We start from the raw sequence: 17792 nt of genomic DNA, 5'->3' as shown, positions 1-17792 counted from the left end.
CGTCTACACCGCGACCCTGACCAACGCCGCTGGCACCCCGGTCACCGTGACCTTGAGCAATGGCGCGGTAATCACCATCGCCGCCGGTGCCACTTCGGGCACGGCAACCGTGGCCGCACCTGCCGATGACGTTTACAAAGACGCCGGCAAGGTCGAAGCCACCATTACCAAGGCGGAGGGTGGCAATTTCGAGCACCTGGAGACCAATCCAGCGCCAGCCGTCACCGATGTGACCGACACCATCGACAACTCCACCGTATCGCTGAAAGCCACGCCTTCGGCGGCCGAAGGTGGCAATGTCACTTACACCGCCACCGTCACCGCTCCAGTGACCGGTTCGCCAGTGGTGGTTACCCTGGCCAATGGCGAGAAGATCACCATCCCAGTCGGTGAAACTACCGGTTCGGTAAGCATCACGGCGCCTAACGATGTACTGGTCGGCCACACTCCACTGACCAACTCCATCACCAATGTCAGCGGTGGCAACTACGAAAACCTGGTCGCCGACAAGACCCCGGTCAGCACCACCGTGACCGACACTGTCGACACCACCAATCTGTCCCTGTCGGCTACACCTTCAGTAGCGGAAGGCGGTTCCATCGTCTACACCGCAACTCTGAGCAACGCCGCCGGTACTCCGGTCACCGTGACTCTCTCCAACGGCGCGGTCATCACCATCGCCGCGGGCGCCACTTCCGGCACCACCACCGTCGCGGCCCCTGCCGATGACGTGTACAAGGACGCCGGCAAGGTCGAGGCCACCATCACCAAGGCTGAAGGCGGCAACTTCGAAAAGCTGGTGCCAAGCACCACGCCAGCCGTCACCGATGTGACCGACACCATCGACAACTCCACCGTATCGCTCAAGGCCACGCCTTCGGCGGCCGAAGGCGGCAACGTCACTTACACCGCTACCGTCACTGCTCCAGTGACCGGTTCGCCAGTGGTGGTTACCCTGGCCAATGGCGAGAAGATCACCATCCCGGTCGGTGAAACCACCGGTTCGGTGAGCATCAGCGCGCCTAACGATGTGCTGGTCGGCCACACCCCGCTGACCAACTCCATCACCAATGTCAGCGGTGGTAACTACGAGAACCTGGTCGCCGACAAGACCCCGGTCAGCACCACCGTGACCGACACTGTCGACACCACCAATCTGTCCCTGTCGGCTACACCTTCGGTAGCGGAAGGCGGTTCCATCGTCTACACCGCAACTCTGAGCAACGCCGCCGGTACTCCGGTCACCGTGACTCTCTCCAACGGCGCGGTGATCACCATCGCCGCGGGCGCCACTACCGGCACCACCACCGTCGCGGCCCCTGCCGATGACGTATACAAGGACGCCGGCAAGGTCGAGGCCACCATCACCAAGGCTGAAGGCGGCAACTTCGAGAAGTTGGTGCCAAGCACCACGCCAGCCGTCACCGATGTGACCGACACCATCGACAACTCCACCGTATCGCTCAAGGCCACGCCTTCGGCGGCCGAAGGCGGCAACGTCACTTACACCGCCACCGTCACCGCTCCAGTGACCGGCTCACCTGTAGTCGTGACCCTGGCCAATGGCGAGAAGATCACCATCCCGGTCGGTGAAACCACCGGTTCGGTAAGCATCACGGCGCCTAACGATGTACTGGTCGGCCACACTCCACTGACCAACTCCATCACCAATGTCAGCGGTGGCAACTACGAGAACCTGGTCGCCGATAAGACTCCGGTCAGCACTACCGTGACCGATACCATCGACACCACCACCGTCAGCCTCAGCGCCACTGGCACCGTCGCTGAAGGCGGCCAGATCATCTACACCGCCACCTTGACCAACGCCGCCGGTACTCCGGTGACCGTGACCCTGTCCAACGGTTCGGTGATCCATATCGAGGCCGGGAAAACCACCGGCACGGTCACTGTTCCGGCGCCGGCAGACGACGTCTACATCGACGCAGGCAAGGTCAACGCCACCATCACCAACGCCACTGGCGGCAACTTCGAGAAGCTGGTGCCAGACACCACACCAGCGGTGACCAACGTAACCGACACCGTGGATACCACTTCGGTGGGCATCACCGGCAGCGCATCGGTCACTGAAGGCCAGACCGCCAGCTACACCGTGAGCCTGACTCACCCGGCGCAGACCGAAGTCACCCTGAAGATCAGCTACAGCGGCACCGCCACCGACGGTTCGGACTTCAGCGGCGTGTACACCGTGAAGATTCCGGCAGGCGCCAGCAGCGCCACTTTCAACGTCGCCACCATTGACGACAAGATCACCGAAGGCACCGAGAACTTCACGGTCAAGATCGACTCGGCCACCGGCGGCAACTTCGAGAACCTGGTGGTGGGCAGCAACAACAGCGTCACCACCTCGATCATCGATAACGACGCTCCGCCGGTCATCGACCTGGACGCCAACAACTCCAGCGGCGCCACCGGGGCCGACTACAAGGTCACCTTCACCGAGGGCACCGCGGGCCCTGGCGTGTCGATCGCCGACACCGACCTGAGCATCACCGACCCGGACAGCACCCTGCTCACCGGCGCCACCATCGTGCTGACCAACCGCCAGCCGGGGGACTCGCTGAACCTGGGCAACAGCGTCAACGGCATCACCATCAATGCCAACAGCAAGGATGGTTCGATCACCCTGACCCTGTCGGGCAGCGCGACGCTGGCCGACTACATGCAGCAGATCAAGAACATCACCTTCACCAACAACAGTCATGACCCGAGCACTACGCCACGGACCATCACCGTGACCGTGACCGACGGCGGCAACTACTCCAACGTCGCCACTACCACGGTCAACGTGGTGGCGGTAAACGACGCCCCAACCGCCACCGGCGGCGCCGTGACCGGCAACGAAGACACCCCGCTGGCACTGACCTGGTCGAACTTCGGCGTCAGCGACGTCGACAGCCCGGCGTCCAGCCTCGGCGTGAAGATCACCCAGCTGCCCAGCGACGGCAAACTGCAATACCTGGACGGTTCGACCTGGAAGGATGTGGCCAACAACCAGACCTTCAGCAAGGCCGATATCGATGCCGGCAAACTGCGCTTCACACCGGACGCCAACGAATCCGGAACCAATGGCTACGGCGGCAACGGCGTGGGCAACCAGCAGGCCGATTACGCCCAGATCAAGTTCCAGCCAACCGACGGCCAGGCCCTGGGCAACACCGGCACGGTGACCGTCGACATCACCCCGGTAGCCGATGCGCCGACCCTGAGCGTGGCCGGCAACAGCGTGAATTCGGTGGGCCTGCTCAAGGAAGTCTGGACCAACCTCAGCGGCCTGGGCACCGACGGCAGCGGCGCTTCCGCCAGCACTCTGAAATCGGTGATCGATGCCGCCGGCACACCCAACAGCAGCAGCCTGGCGACCAACGTCCAGTCCGACGGCAACATCACGCCGGGCACCGCGTCGAAGACCTCAGGCCTGATCTACCTGGAAGCGGGCAAGGCCTATACCTTCTCCGGCACCGGCGACGACAGCCTGCTGGTGACCATCGGCGGCAAGAACGTGGCCAGCACCACCTGGGGCGCGGGCGGTAACCTCAACGGTACTTTCACCCCGACCACCAGCGGCTACTACACCATCGATATCTACCACCACAACCAGAGCGGCCCGGGCTCCTACGACGTCAACCTCTCGGTCAACGGCGGGGCTGCGGTGGACCTGAGCAACGCCGGTGTGCCGCTGTACACCGGGGTCACCGACCTGACCAACGCCGGAGTCTCGGTGTCCGACCTGCACGGCACCAACGGTGAAGGCTACTACGACGGCTACAAGCTCAACGAGGGCGGCGAAGGCGGCAGCGTGCACCTGTCGAAGATCACCACCGGCCTGACCGATACCGACGGTTCGGAAACCCTGAGCGTGAAGATCAGCGGCATTCCGGCAGGCTCGGTGCTCAGCGATGGCGCCGGCCATACCTTCACCGCCACCGCGACTTCCGGTGAAGCCAACGTCACCGGCTGGAACCTGGGCAACCTGACGGTCACGCCGCCGCCGTACTACAACGGCACCTTCAACCTCAACGTGACCTCGACTTCCACCGAGTCTCTGGGTGGCTCTGCCAGCACTTCGGCGCAGATCCCGGTCAAGGTCTACCCGGCGGTCTACAACTCGGTGGTCGCCACTTCCGGCGACGACACCGTCACCGGTACCGATGGCAACGACATCGTGGTCGCCGACATCGGCGGCCTGACCGTAGTCCCGGGCACCAACTACAACATCGCCTTCATGGTAGACACCTCGGGCAGCATGAGCAGTGCCTCGATCAACGCGGCCAAGAATTCCCTGACCTCGGTGTTCAATACCCTGAAGAACAGCATCGGCGGCAGCAGCTCGGGCACCGTGAATATCTTCCTTGCCGACTTCGATACCCAGGTCAACAAGTCGGTATCGGTGAACCTCAACGACCCGAACGCCCTGGCCCAGCTCAAGGCAGTGCTGGATTCGATGGCTTCCGGCGGCGGCACCAACTATGAGGACGTGTTCAAGGCCACGGCCAACTTCTTCCAGAGCAGCCAGGCCACCGGCAACAGCAACGCCACCAACCTGACCTACTTCATCACCGACGGTAAGCCGACTTACTACCAGAGCGGCGAACAGACCAACCCGACGCTATACGGCAACGTGCGCCTCGACGATGTGGTGACCACCAGCAACTACAAGCTGGGGGATACCTTCGGCAAGTACCTCGACAACTCTCACTACCTGAGCGTCAACAGCGACGGCACGACGATCCTGCAAACCAACAATGGCTGGGGCTGGAGCAGCAAGACCCTGGGCACCCTGCACGCCCAGGGTGACGGCACCTACGAGCTGTCGAACCTGGCGGGTACCGGCAGCAGCACCAACTCGGCCACCACCAGCAACTCCAATGACGGCTTCGTACTGCTGAGCAAACTGTCCCAGGTGGAAGCCATCGGCCTGAACAACGATGTCAGCCTCAACGACCTCAAGCCCTATGACAGCGACGGCAAGCCACAGACCAACATCGACCCGAACGACCTGGCCAATTCGATCATCGGCCACACCGAAGCCACCATGCCGGGGGCCGACAAGGTCAGCGGCGGCGACGGCAACGACATCCTGTTCGGCGACCTGGTGAGCTTCAACGGCGTCGCAGGCGAGGGCTACCAGGCCATGCAGGCCTATGTGGCCAAGCAGACCGGGGTCGACGTGAGCAAGGTCACCACCAGCAACGTGCACCAGTACATCACCGAGCACTACACCGAGTTCGATGTGTCTGGCAGCCACGACGGCAACGACACCCTGCTGGGCGGGGCCGGCAATGACATTCTCTTCGGCCAGGGCGGCAACGACCTGCTGGACGGCGGCAAGGGCAATGACATCCTGCTGGGGGGCACAGGCAACGACACCCTGATCGGTGGCCAGGGCAACGACATCCTCATCGGCGGTTCGGGTGCCGACACCTTCGTCTGGAAGGCCGGCGACACCGGCAACGACGTGATCAAGGACTTCAAGGCCAGCGAAGGCGACCGCATCGACCTGCGTGACTTGCTGCAGGGCGAGAGCGCCAGCACCATCGACAACTTCCTCAAGATCACCACCGTGGACGGGGTCTCGACCCTGCAGGTCAGCTCCGAGGGCAAGCTCAACGCCGCCGGAGGCCTGGCCAACGCCGATGTGACGATCAAGCTGGAAGGCAACAACTGGTCCAACGCCAACATCAATTCGTTGATCGCCGGCAGCGACCCGACCATCAAGATCGATCACAACAACAGCTGACCGGTCCCTAGCGGCCACCCCCCGGGGTGGTCGCCGGGCCCCGGCAGGCAGCCCGCGGCGTGACGAGCGCCGCGGCGCACCGCATACTCGCGCTCTGAATGCTGCGTTGGCCTATGCTGCTGCCTGCCTGACGCCGGAAACACATGCCTGAGGGATTCGCCATGTTCTACGTGCAACGCGATGCACAGGGCCAGCTGATTCGCGTGGAAGCCGCCGCTTACGCCGAGGCCACCGAGACGCTGCCCGCCGACCACCACGAGATCCAGACCTGGTACGCCAACGAGGCGGTGGAAGTCAGTCTCAAGCAACTCAAGCAAAGCGACCTGGAAATGATCCGGGTGCTGGACGACCTGATCCAGCTCCTGACCGTCAAGGGCGTGATCCGCATCACCGACCTGCCGGCCGCGGCCCAGGCCAAGCTGATGGATCGCACCCAGGCCCGCGAGGCCCTGGGCGGTTTGAGCCGGTTGATCAATGACGATGAAACCGGACTGATCTGAACCCTTTTCGCCAGCCGACTCCTACTGTAGGAGCCGGCTGGCCGGCGAAAGCGGTTTCAACCCCAGGGCGCCGGCTCGCCGAACAGCTGGCCCTGCACCCCGTACAAGCCCATCTCGCGAATCACCTGCAACTCGCCCTCGGTCTCGACCCGTTCGGCAATCAGCGGCAGGTCGATGCTGTGGGCCGCGCGCTGGATGGCTTCGATAAACAGGCGCTTGTCGCTTTCCTGATCGATGTCGCGGATGTAGCTGCCGTCGATCTTCAGGTACGCCAGCCCCAGGCGTGCCAGGTTGCCGATCATGCTGAAGCGCCCGCCAAAGCGTTGCAGGCTGAGGGAGAAACCCAGCTCCCGCAGGCGCCGGGTCAGCTGTTCCAGCATGGCCTGCTCGGGTAATTGCTCTTCACCGATCTCCAGGGTCAGGCGCGGGCCCAGGTCGGAATGCTGGCGCAGGATCTCGAACACCCGATTCAGGGCGTGCGGGTCCGCCAGGGTCGCCGCCGACAGGTTCAGCGCCAGGCAGTCTTCGTGGCTCGCCATCTGTCTCAGCACCTGTTCGAGCATCAGCAGATCCAGGCGCGAGGTCCAGCCGAAACGCTCCAGCCACGGCAGGAAACGCCCGGCCGGAATGGTCTGGCCCTGTTCATCGAGCAGCCGCGACAGCACTTTGTAGTGCAGCACCAGATCGGTGTCCCGAGCGGCCACCACCGGCTGGAAGTACAACTGGAAGCGCTGCTCCGACAGGGCCCGGTCCAACAGCCGGTGCCAGGCATGATGGTCATCCCCGACCTGGGCACTGGCGCCTTGATCGAGGCAGGCCCAGCTGGTGTCACCCTGGGCTTCGGCCTGGGCCAGGGCCTGGTCGCCAAGGCTCAGCACCGCTTGCGGCGAATCACCGTGAGCAAACGCCGCCAGGCCGATGGAAGCCACTGAGGCAACATCGGTGGCGCCGGTGGCGTGCAGGTTGCCCAGAGCACTGTCCAGGCTCTGGGCCAGCTGTATGGCTTCCTCACGCACCAGCCCCGGTGCCAGCACGGCGAACTCGCCACCACGGACCCGGGTGACCAGGTTCTGGGTTTCCGGATACTTGTTGCACTCGCGCAGCAGTTGTTCGCCCACCGCCTTGAGCAACTGGTCGGTGCGCTGGCCGCCCAGGCGCTGGTTCAGCCCGGCCAGGTCCTTGACCCGCAACAGCAGCAGGTAGCCGGAGCTGGCCTGCTCGGGATTGCTCACCCGGGCGTGCAGCTGCATTTCGAAATAGCGCCGGTTGGCCAGCCCGGTCAGGCTGTCCTGATAGGACTCGGTGCGCAGTTTCTCGCTACGCTCGGCCTGCTCCTGGAACAGCGCCTTGAGCTTCTCGACCATCTGGTTCATGGCCTGCACCACACGCCGCAGCTCCGGGGTCCGGGGCAATTGCGGCAGGCTGAGGAATTCACGACGGGCAATGGCGTGGGACTGCTGGACCATGTAGTCCAACGGCTTGAGCTGGCGCCGCAGCAGCAGGGCGCCGAGCACCGCGCTCACCGCACCGCAGATCAACAGCCAGCCCAGGCTACCCAGGGCGCTTTGCCAGAGCTTGGCCACGGCGAACATCGGGTGGCTGAGCACCTCGACCCGGGCCGCCTGTTCCCAGCCACGACTGACGATGGCATCGCCACCCGCCGGTTCCAGGCCGATCAGGCTGACAAACCACTGCGGCACGTTGCCGACTTCAGGGATGCCGCTGCGCTCGACAAGGGTCTTGTCGGTGGCCAGGTCCACCACCCGGATACTGGCGTAGTAGCCACTGTCGAAGATCGAGCTGACCATCAGCTCGACCATCGCCGGGTCGTCGATGTTCGGCGTCAGCGACAGCGCCAGGGCGGTAGCGGCGTCCTGGGCGTGGGAGCGCAGTTGATTGACATACTGGGCGCGCGAGCTTTCCAGGCTGACCATGAAGCTGCCGCTGAAGGCGACCACCAGGAACACACAGATTGCGATCAACAGTTGTTTGAACAAAGACATCTGAGCTCGTGCTCCTAGTTAGTCGTCTCGACCGGAAAACCTTCGGCCTGCATTTTTTTCAACACGTCCTGCCAACGGGACAGGCGCTTGGTGTCGCCCACCCGCTTGTTGCCCTTGGCCCCCGGCAGCCACAGCCCCTCGGCATTGAAGGAGTACACCGGCAACAGGTCGGTACGCTCGCTGGCCGGACGGATCGAGTCTTCCAGGCTGTCGAGCACCAGAGGCATGGCCTCCGGACTGGAATAGTAGGTCAAGACCATGTGCGCACGGTTCTGGCGCAGGGCCTTGACGTAGGTGATGCGCAATTTGTCACTGGAAACCCCGAGGTGGCGCAGGCTGAAATACTTGGCGATCGCGTAGTCCTCGCAATCGCCGGCCCCCTTCCACAAGGCCTCGATCGGCGTCTCCCAATAATCCACCTGGTGCCACAGGTCGATGTCTTCCACGTAGCGCATGTGCTTGTTGAAGAACAGGTTGACCACCTTCAACTGTTCGCGCTCGGGCACCTGTTTTTGCGTGGCCAGCAGGTGCTGCCAGGCATCGATGCGCTGCTGCCCCTCGCCCAGCGGACCGTAGAGCGCCGTGGCACGGCGGCTGATCTGGGAGAAATCCCAGTCGGCGTGCAGGCTGCCCAGCAGTGCGCCGGCCAGCAACAATGCCGCGCAGAACCAGCGCAGGGTCCGAGAAAGAGCTAAACGTGCCGCCAATGCAATGCGTCCGTGAGAGCTGTCGTAAATCGACTGATGGTGAAGGCTGGCCCGGCAAAAAACAATGGCACCTTACAATCACCCGCTGGCGGAAAAGAGTCGGCGCGAAACATTCAGAGCATAGCCGCAAGCCGCGTTCCGACGACCAGCAGCAACCGCCCTCCCGACTCGGCGCACGCGCGCCTTCACGGACGCCAGGCACTGTGTTAGAAACCATCCGCAGACTGCGACGTCCCCTTCAGGCTGCCTCTGGCCGGCGCAGTGCCGGCCCACTTGCTTAAGGAAAAGCTGTGTACACCGACACCCGACAATGGACGCTGGTGATCAAACCCGGGCAAGCCACCCGGATCCGCCTGATCTGCTTTCCCCAGGCCGGGGCGGCAGCCGAACAAATGCGGGTCTGGTCCAGCGGCCTGGCCGATCATATCGAGCTGGTGGTGCTCAACCTTCCGGGGCACGGTCCGCGCCGTGACGAAGCACCCTGCGACAACTGGCCCAGCCTGCTGGAAAACACCTTCGCCGCCCTCGACCCCTGGCTCGGCGAGCCCCATGCACTGTTCGGCCACGGCCTGGGCGCGCTGCTGGCCTACGAGACCAGCAAGCATGCCCAGGAACGCTTTCCCCAGCAGACCCGCCACCTGTTCGTCTCCGGCTGTCGCAGCCCGGACAGCCTGCCGCGCCGCCCCCTGCTCCACTCCCTGCCCATCGCCGCGTTTCGCGAGGCGATCCTGACCCTCGGCGCCAGCCCCCTGGAGATGCCCCGCGGGCAGAACGACCTGCAATCCTATGAACGCCTGCTGCGCAACGGCTTGAAACTTTTCGAAACCTGGTACGACACCTCCAGCGGTTGCCTGGATGTGCCGTTGACGGCCTTCTACGGCAGCGAGGACCCGCTGGCCACGGCCAGCCTCATGCTCAACTGGCGCGAGTTCACCGGCCGTGAGTTCGAGCTGATCGAAGTGGCCGGCAATCACTTCTTCATCAAGTCCCAGCGCCAGCGCCTGTTGCAGGTGATCAATACTCACCTGGGGCTGCTGGGCGACCACCCGGCCTGATCGTTGCCCATGAAAAAGCCCGCCCTGCCGGGAAGCAAGAGCGGGCTTGAAGGTGACGCGAAGCGTCAGATCTTGAAGCTGTCCACCAGCTGCTTCAGGCGGCTGGCCTGCTGCGACAGGGCATCGCAATCCTTCAGGGTTTCGTTGAGGTTGGCCACGCCCTGCTGGTTCAGCAGGTTGATCTGGTTGATGTCGACATTGAGGGTCTCCACCACGGCCGTCTGCTCTTCGGTCGCCGCCGCCACCGACTGGTTCATGCCATCGATCTCGCCGATCCGCTGAGTCACGCTGACCAGCCGCGCACCGGCCTGGTTGGCCACTTCGACGCTCTCTTCGCTGGACGCCTGGCTGGCGTTCATGGTCGCCACCGCTTCACGTGAGCCGACCTGCAAGGAGGTGATCATCTTGTGGATCTCTTCCGCCGACTCCTGGGTACGATGAGCCAGGTTGCGCACCTCGTCGGCCACCACGGCGAAGCCACGACCGGCTTCGCCGGCACGGGCCGCTTCGATGGCCGCGTTGAGGGCCAGCAAGTTGGTCTGCTGGGAGATGCCCTTGATCACGTCGAGAATGTGCCCGATGTTGTCGGTGCTGGCGTTCAGGGTCTCGATCTGGGTGCAGGACAGGCTGATCTTCTGCGACAGCTCGGTCATGGCCTGGATGGTCTGTTCCACCACTTGACGACCGTCGTCGGCCTGCTCGCTGGCGCCACTGGCGTGCTGCGAGGCATCGGCGGCGTTCCGGGCGATTTCCTGGGTCGCGGCCCCCAGTTCGTTGATCGCGGCAGCCACGCTGTTGGTACGGGCGCTCTGCTCGTCGGAACCGATGATCGAAGCGTTGGATGAAGCCATCACGCGCTGGGACAGGTCATGTACCTGGCGGGTGGCCGAGGACACTTCGGAAATCGAGGCATGGATCCGCTCGACGAACTGGTTGAACGAGCTGCCCAGTTCGCCGAATTCGTCCTTGCTCTCCACCACCAGGCGCCGGGTCAGGTCGCCCTCGCCCTGGGCGATGTCCTGCATCGCACGGCCCATGGTGATCAGTGGGCGCATCAACACCTGGATCAGCAGGGTCAGCAGGACGGCGATCACCGCCACGGCGATAAACATCGCGATCAAGGCGGAAGTACGGAATTGGCTCAGCGGCGCGTAGGCCTTGTCCTTGTCGATGGACAGACCGATGTACCACTCGGCATTCGGCAAGCCGGTCACCGGGGTGAAGGAGAGGATGCGTTCCTGTTTGTTCAGGACCACTTCCTGGTTGCCGTTTTCGATCCGTACGTTGGCGCCGGGGTAGATGTCCTTGAGGTTCTTCATCACCTGGTCCTTGTCCGGGCTGACGATCACTTGACCGTCGGCACTGACCAGGAAGGCGTGGCCCAGGCCACCGAAATCCACGGAGTTGATGATCTTCACCAGGGTTTCCAGGCTCAGGTCGCCACCAACCACGCCCAGCAGTTCACCCTGCTTTTTCACCGGCATGGCGATGGTCACCACCAGGCCACCGACAGCCGCCATGTAGGGCGGGGTCAGCATGGTCTTGTCGGCGGCGACGGCCTGCTTGTACCAGGGGCGCTGACGCGGGTCGTAGCCGTCGGGCATCTTCGCGTCAGGGCGCTGGGTGAAGGTGCCGTTGGCCTGGCCGACGTAGGTGAACTGGAAGTTCGAGGTAAAGGCCGGTTGGTCCACCAGCCCTGGGAAGTCTGCGTTCTGACCTTGGTGAGCAACGTTCTGCGCGAGGTTCTCGAGCACCAGGATCCGCCCGCTCATCCAGTTCTGCACACTGCTGGAGGTGAGTTCACCGGCCTGCTGGATAGAGGATTCGAGGTTCTGTCGGATGGTGTTTCGCTGCAGGTAGTCGTTGTACAAGGTAAACAACGCAAAAGCCAGAACCACTACGCCGGAGGCGGCCAAAAGGATTTTATGGCTGAACTTGAGATTCATTTCATGGGACTTCTTATGCCGAAAGTGGGGATGCGTCCGTAATGCAACATTCCATGTAACAGCGCAGGCGACGTTCTCTGACCGCTCTACTTTGGTGCACGCATGTCTTATCAGTCTTTCGGCAAGAATCTGCGAACCCTTAGAGATTTTTCTGAATTACTCGCCTGAATTTGCCTAATCCCGCCGAACGGTGTTCCAGAGCATCCGCGGCGCATTTTTAGGTGACCGACAGTGCGCTGCTTATTGCCAAATCGATAAAGCATAAATGACAATGCGACTAATTATCATTAGTGACTCTCAGGCAGTCCGCGCTCATGTCATCACCCGAGTTCGCCGTACAGACGCTCTACAGCCATCACCATGGCTGGCTCAACAGCTGGCTGCGCCAGCGCCTGGGCAATGCCGCGGATGCTGCCGACCTGGCTCAGGACACCTTCGTACGCCTGCTACAGAAAACTGAACGCCTGGAACTCAAGGCCCCCCGGGCTTTTTTACGCACCATCGCCCGGGGGCTGGTAATCGATCACTGGCGCCGCGAGGAAATCGAACGTGCCTATCTGGAAACCATCGCCCACTTGCCCGAAGCCGAAACACCCGGCGCTGAAGCTCGGGCGTTGATTCTGGAGCTGCTGGAAAGCATTGCGCGGATGCTTGAAGGGCTGAAGCCGAAAGTACGTCAGGCTTTTCTCCTGGCTCAGTGCGAAGAACTTACCCACAAGCAGATTGCCCAGCAAATGGGCCTATCCCTGCGTACCGTCGAGCGTTATGTGGCCCAGGCGCTCTACCATTGCTACCTGCTGCGCTACGAGAGCTGAAGCCTGTGGATAACTTCCCCGTCAGCCTGCCGCTCAAGCCCAATCCCGATCACCTGGTGGTCAAGCAAGCAATCAACTGGTTGCTGCGCCTGCGCAACAACGGTGCCAACCCCCAGTTGCAGCAACAGTGCGATCTGTGGCGGGCGGCGCACCAGGAGCACGAACTGGCCTGGCAGCGGGTGCAATCGTTGCAGCAGGAACTCACGGCCAACCTGCGTTCGGTACCCGGGGCTCAGGTAGCCTTGCATACCCTGGAACACAGCAGTCAGCGTTTGGGCCGGCGCCAGGCCCTGAAACTGCTCAGTGGCGCCCTGCTCCTCGGCTCCAGTGCCTGGGTCGGCAAGGATCTACTGGGCTGGCAACAATGGAACGCAGACTTTGCCACCGCCGTCGGCGAGCAGCGGGGCTTCCAGTTGCCCGATGGCACCCGCCTGGAACTCAACACCGACAGCGCGGCGGACCTCAACTTCAATGCCCAGCAGCGCCTGATCAAACTGCGCCGGGGCGAGATCATGGTGTCCTGTGGCGCCGATCACGGCCCTGCCCGCCCGCTGCTGGTGGAGAGCCGCCACGCCCTGCTGGAAGGCTTCGACGCCCGCTTCGTGGTGCGCGTGGAGGATCGCTGCACGCGCCTGAGCGTGACCCACGGCAGCGTGGCCATTCATGCGCCGCACACCGCCGACGGCCGTAGCGCCCGGGTGGAAGCCGGTCAGAGCTATCAGATCAGCCATGGCCTGGCCGAACCTGCGGCCCCCCTGGCGATGGACGTCGGCGCCTGGGCCGATGGCCTGATCGTTACGCGCAACATGCGCCTGGACGACTTTCTCCAGGAAGTCGGCCGCTATCGCCATGGCTATCTGGGCTGCTCGGCAGCGGTCGGCAATCTGCGCCTTTCAGGTGTGTTCCGCCTGGAAGACACCGACAAGTTGCTGGCCATCCTGCCCCAGACCCTGCCTGTGCAGTTGCGTTACCGCACCCGTTGGTGGGTGACCTTGGAGCCCGTGGCTTGAAATTCACTGGGGTGATTTTTTTTGGCGGGTTTTGCCAGGACGTCCGGCTTAGTCAGTAAGCACTTCAATCTGCTTCCTGCGACTTCAACGGAACCTACCATGACTCTGCGCGACACCCGCCCAAGCTCTCCCTGCGCCCCCCCCTTGCGCCAAGCCATCCGCGCCGCCCTGCTGTGCTCCAGCATCGGCCTCGCGACAGTGGCGCCTCAGGTGCTGGCCGCCGATAGCGCTGTTGATGCCCCGCGTCACAGCTACAGCGTGGCCCCGGGCAACCTCGGCGATGCCCTCAACCAGTTCGCCCGGCAGGCCGGGATCACTCTGTCCACCACCCCGGCCCTGACCCAGGGCCGGCAGTCCACCGGGCTCCAGGGCGACTACTCCATTCCCCAGGGCCTGAACCAGCTGCTGCGGGGTTCGGGACTGGAGGCGGTCAGCCAGGACGGCGGCAGCTACGTGCTGCGGCCCGTCCCCCAGGGCAGCGCCCTGACCCTGCCCACCACTGAGGTCAAGGGCTTTGCCCTGGGCAACGCATTGGGCAGCATGGAGGGCTACAACGCGACGCACAGTCAGATCGCCACCAAGACCAGTACCGCGTTGCTGGAGACCTCGCAAAGCGTCTCGGTGGTCACCCGTGAACAGATCGACGACCAGGGCGCGCAAACCGTCGCCCAGACCATGCGCTACACCCCCGGCGTGCTGACCAACCCCTATGGCGCCACCCATCGCTACGACTATGTAGCGATGCGCGGCTTCAATGATGGTTCGGTGGACAACATCTACCTCGATGGCCTCAAGTCCATGGGCGACAGCGGCACCTACAGCAGCATGCAAGTCGACCCCTATTTCCTCGAACGGGTGGATATTCTCAAGGGCCCCTCATCGGTGCTTTACGGCCGCAGTTCCCCTGGCGGCCTGGTGGCCCTGACCAGCAAAAAGCCTCTCTACGAGCCCTATCACCAGGTTCAGGCAACCGTGGGCACCCAGGGCAAACAGGGCCTGGGGTTCGACTTCAGCGGCCCGCTCGATGGCGACAAGCGCATTGCCTATCGGTTGATCGGCCTGACGGACAAATCCGACACTCAATTCGACCACGCGAAGGAAAAACGCTTCGCCCTGTCGCCGACCCTGAGTATCGACTTCAGTGAAGACACCTCCCTGACGCTCCAGGCCTATTTGCAGAATGACCCCGATGGCGGCTACCACGGCGGCATGCCGGCCAACGGCACCCTGAACCAGCGCAATGGCCAGCGCATTTCCGAGCATTTCTTCGAGGGCGAGCCGGGCGTGGATGGCTACAAGCGCGATCAACAGTCCTTCGGCTATCAGTTCGAGCATCGTTTCAACGACACCTTCACCGCCCGCCAGAACTTCCGCTACCTGGACTCCAAGGTGAAGCTCGACCAGGTCTATGCCTATGGCTGGACCAATGCCACCAGCAATGACCTGAACCGCTATTACTCGGGTGGAGATGAGAAGCTCCACTCCTTCATCGTCGATAACATGCTGCAGGCCGAATTCCTCACTGGCGAGGTCAAGCACACCTTACTGCTGGGAGCCGACTATCAACGGCGCAAGACCGTGGTCGACTGGGACCAGGGAACGCTGCAACCGATCAATGCGTTCAACCCGGTCTATGGCAACTCGACGATCAACTACTACAGCCACACCAGCTATTTGCGGCGCCTGGAACAGACCGGCGTGTACTTGCAGGACCTGATCGAGCTGGACAAATGGCGCTTCTCCCTGGGGCTGCGCCAGGACTGGGTGGAAACCTCGGATGAAAACCGCCTGGCTGAAGCCCAGCGTCCACTGGGCACCGAAATCAGCGACAAACGCACCAAGTTCACTGGGCGTGCGGGCGCGCTGTATCTGTTCGATAACGGTCTGGCGCCTTACGTCAGCTATTCCGAGTCGTTCAACCCCAACTCCTACGCAGACAGCGCAGGCAATCCGCTGCCACCTACCGACGGCACCCAATGGGAAATCGGGCTGAAATATCAGCCGCCGGGTACGGACAACTTGTTCACCGCCTCGTTGTTCCGCATCGACCAGGAGAACCTGGCGTCGAAGCTGCCCCAGGAAAACTTCTATCGTGCGGTGGGTGCTGTTCGCTCCCAGGGGCTGGAGCTGGAAGCCCACATGCAACTGACCGACAACCTGAAACTGCTGGGCAGCTATACCTTCACCGACATCCAGTATTCAAAGTCGATGACCAGCACCCTGAGCAGCGCCACCAACCTCATCGAGAACAAGGGCAACTCGCCTACTCAGGCACCGCGGCAGATGGCGTCGCTGTGGGCCGACTACAAGTTCGACAGCGCGGCGCTGGATGGCCTGCGCCTGGGCGGCGGTGTGCGCTATGTGGGCTACAGCTGGGCCGATGCCGAGAACACCATGAAGGTACCGGCCTACACGCTCTTCGATGCCTCCATCGGCTATGACCTGGGCAAGCTGGGCCTCAAGGGAGTGGATGTACGGCTCAATGCCAACAACCTGACCAACGAGTCCTACGTCGCCTCCTGTGCAAGCCTGAGCTACTGCTACCTGGGCGAAGAGCGCAATGTCGCCGCCACGGTGAGCTACCAGTTCTGATCTAGGTTGACTCCAACAAAGCCAGCGCCTGTCAGCAGCCGCTGGCTTTGTCGTCTCTACGGGAAAATGTCATGCGCGCCATTCTGGTTCTTTTACACCGCTACATGGGCCTGGCCACCGCAGTGTTTCTGCTGCTGGCCGGGCTGACCGGGAGTGTCCTGGCCTTTCATCACGAGCTGGATGAGTGGCTCAACCCCGAGTTCTATCACACGTCCGGCAAGGGGCCGGTGCTGGCGCCCGGCGCCCTGGTGGATAGCGTTCAGGCCGAGCACCCGAGGTTGCAGGTCTGGTACATGGAATATCCACAACAAGCCGGGCATGCCGCGCTGCTGGCAGCGGTGCCACGCACCGACCCGGCCACCGGCCAACCCTATACCGAGCGCAATCAGGTTTTTTACCTTGACCCAGTTACGGCCCATCAGCAGGGGCAGCGCTTTTGGGGCGCCTGCTGCTTCCAGCGGCAGAACCTGGTGCCTTTTCTGCTGGAGTTCCACTACAACCTGAGCCTGCCCGGCAATTGGGGGCTGTGGTTGATGGGGCTGGTGGCCATTGCCTGGGTCATCGACTGTTTTGTTGCCTTGCTGCTGACCCTGCCTCGTGGACGACCGTTCTGGCACAAGTGGGGCACGGCCTGGAAGATCAAGGGCGGCCATGCCTATCGGCTCAACTTCGACCTGCATCGCGCCGCAGGCTTGTGGTTATGGCTGCTACTGCTGCCGATCGCCATCAGTAGCGTGGCCATGAACTTGCCAAGCCAGGTGTTCAAACCCGTGGTGTCATTGCTCTCGTCCATCGAACCCAGCGTCTATGAAGCGCGGGGGCGACTACCGGCGGCAGAGCTGGGGATAACCCGGCTGACTTATCAACAGGCCTATGAACGGGCTCTGGAAGAGGGGCAGCGGCTGGGCTTGAAGGAGACAATTGGTGAGTTGTATTACAGCTTTGAATACAACTTCTATGGAGCAGGTTTTGGTCGGCATGACAGCCAAGCCCATGGTAAGTCCTGGCTGTTCTTCCACGGTACGGATGGGCGTTTGCTGGGGCAGGAGATAGCGGGGCAAGACACCCTCGGAGAGCGCTTCTACCGACTGCAACTGCCCATACATGGAGGCAGGATCATCGGTACCACGGGGCAGGTGATCATTGCTCTAGTGGGCGTTCTGATTGCCGTGCTGGCACTGACCGGCATTTATATCTGGTGGCGTAAGTTAATCGCCCGTAGAAGCAGCAAGATGCGTAAGAACAGGGCGTAAGAGGCAAGCAAGTGTAGTCTTGATGGCTGCTTACTCGATGCTGATGAAGCCCTGAATCCGTCCTGCAATCTGCTTCTGCCACACAGCCCAGGCTTTATAGCGCACAAAAACAAAACCCCTGTCTGCGTGAGCAGACAGGGGTTTTGGAATTTG

General features: G+C 62.6%; 9 protein-coding genes and 1 pseudogene. 7 read left to right on the top strand and 3 right to left on the bottom strand.

What is annotated here, in order from left to right:
• Both KCG88_RS30655 and KCG88_RS30650 read left to right on the top strand, forming a co-directional pair.
• Window positions 1–5758, top strand: a pseudogene (locus KCG88_RS30655) (LapA family giant adhesin); the annotation flags it as partial.
• A gap of 161 nt (window positions 5759–5919) precedes the next feature.
• Window positions 5920–6258 (top strand): hypothetical protein, encoded by a 339-nt coding sequence (locus KCG88_RS30650; protein WP_047335327.1) that lies wholly within the window; start codon window positions 5920–5922, stop codon window positions 6256–6258.
• 56 nt (window positions 6259–6314) lie between these two features.
• Here the strand turns inward: KCG88_RS30650 and lapD are convergent, their stop codons facing one another.
• Together lapD and lapG are read right to left on the bottom strand one after the other, a co-directional pair.
• Window positions 6315–8261 carry a cyclic di-GMP receptor LapD gene (gene lapD / locus KCG88_RS30645; protein ID WP_210713756.1) on the bottom strand — a complete coding sequence of 649 codons (1947 nt, stop codon included), beginning with the start codon at window positions 8259–8261 and terminating at the stop codon, window positions 6315–6317.
• Between the two features lie 14 nt (window positions 8262–8275).
• A complete protein-coding gene (gene lapG / locus KCG88_RS30640; RefSeq protein WP_047335325.1) occupies window positions 8276–8968 on the bottom strand; it encodes a cysteine protease LapG in 693 nt (230 codons plus the stop codon).
• A 290-nt stretch (window positions 8969–9258) separates the two neighbouring features.
• Between lapG and KCG88_RS30635 the strand changes: the two genes are divergently transcribed.
• Window positions 9259–10023 carry an alpha/beta fold hydrolase gene (locus KCG88_RS30635; protein ID WP_210713755.1) on the top strand — a complete coding sequence of 255 codons (765 nt, stop codon included), beginning with the start codon at window positions 9259–9261 and terminating at the stop codon, window positions 10021–10023.
• Window positions 10024–10088: 65 nt separating this feature from the next.
• Here the strand turns inward: KCG88_RS30635 and KCG88_RS30630 are convergent, their stop codons facing one another.
• Complete coding sequence (locus KCG88_RS30630) at window positions 10089–11969, bottom strand: methyl-accepting chemotaxis protein (protein ID WP_047335324.1); 1881 nt, start codon at window positions 11967–11969, stop codon at window positions 10089–10091.
• A 314-nt stretch (window positions 11970–12283) separates the two neighbouring features.
• Between KCG88_RS30630 and KCG88_RS30625 the strand changes: the two genes are divergently transcribed.
• The 4 genes from KCG88_RS30625 to KCG88_RS30610 all read left to right on the top strand — a co-directional run bounded on the left by KCG88_RS30625 (window position 12284) and on the right by KCG88_RS30610 (window position 17639).
• Window positions 12284–12784 (top strand): sigma-70 family RNA polymerase sigma factor, encoded by a 501-nt coding sequence (locus KCG88_RS30625; protein ID WP_019093129.1) that lies wholly within the window; start codon window positions 12284–12286, stop codon window positions 12782–12784.
• Between the two features lie 5 nt (window positions 12785–12789).
• Window positions 12790–13794, top strand: a complete 1005-nt coding sequence (locus tag KCG88_RS30620; RefSeq protein WP_210713754.1) for a FecR family protein — start codon at window positions 12790–12792, stop codon at window positions 13792–13794.
• Between the two features lie 99 nt (window positions 13795–13893).
• A complete protein-coding gene (locus tag KCG88_RS30615; protein ID WP_210713753.1) occupies window positions 13894–16386 on the top strand; it encodes a TonB-dependent siderophore receptor in 2493 nt (830 codons plus the stop codon).
• Between the two features lie 71 nt (window positions 16387–16457).
• Window positions 16458–17639, top strand: a complete 1182-nt coding sequence (locus KCG88_RS30610; RefSeq protein WP_210713752.1) for a PepSY domain-containing protein — start codon at window positions 16458–16460, stop codon at window positions 17637–17639.
• Window positions 17640–17792 lie beyond the last annotated feature (153 nt).

It is taken from the genome of Pseudomonas sp. MWU349 (assembly GCF_017947325.1).
GTDB classification, from domain to species: domain Bacteria; phylum Pseudomonadota; class Gammaproteobacteria; order Pseudomonadales; family Pseudomonadaceae; genus Aquipseudomonas; species Aquipseudomonas protegens.
Note: the sequence above shows the minus strand (reverse complement) of the source record. Positions and strands in the feature narration are given on the sequence as shown.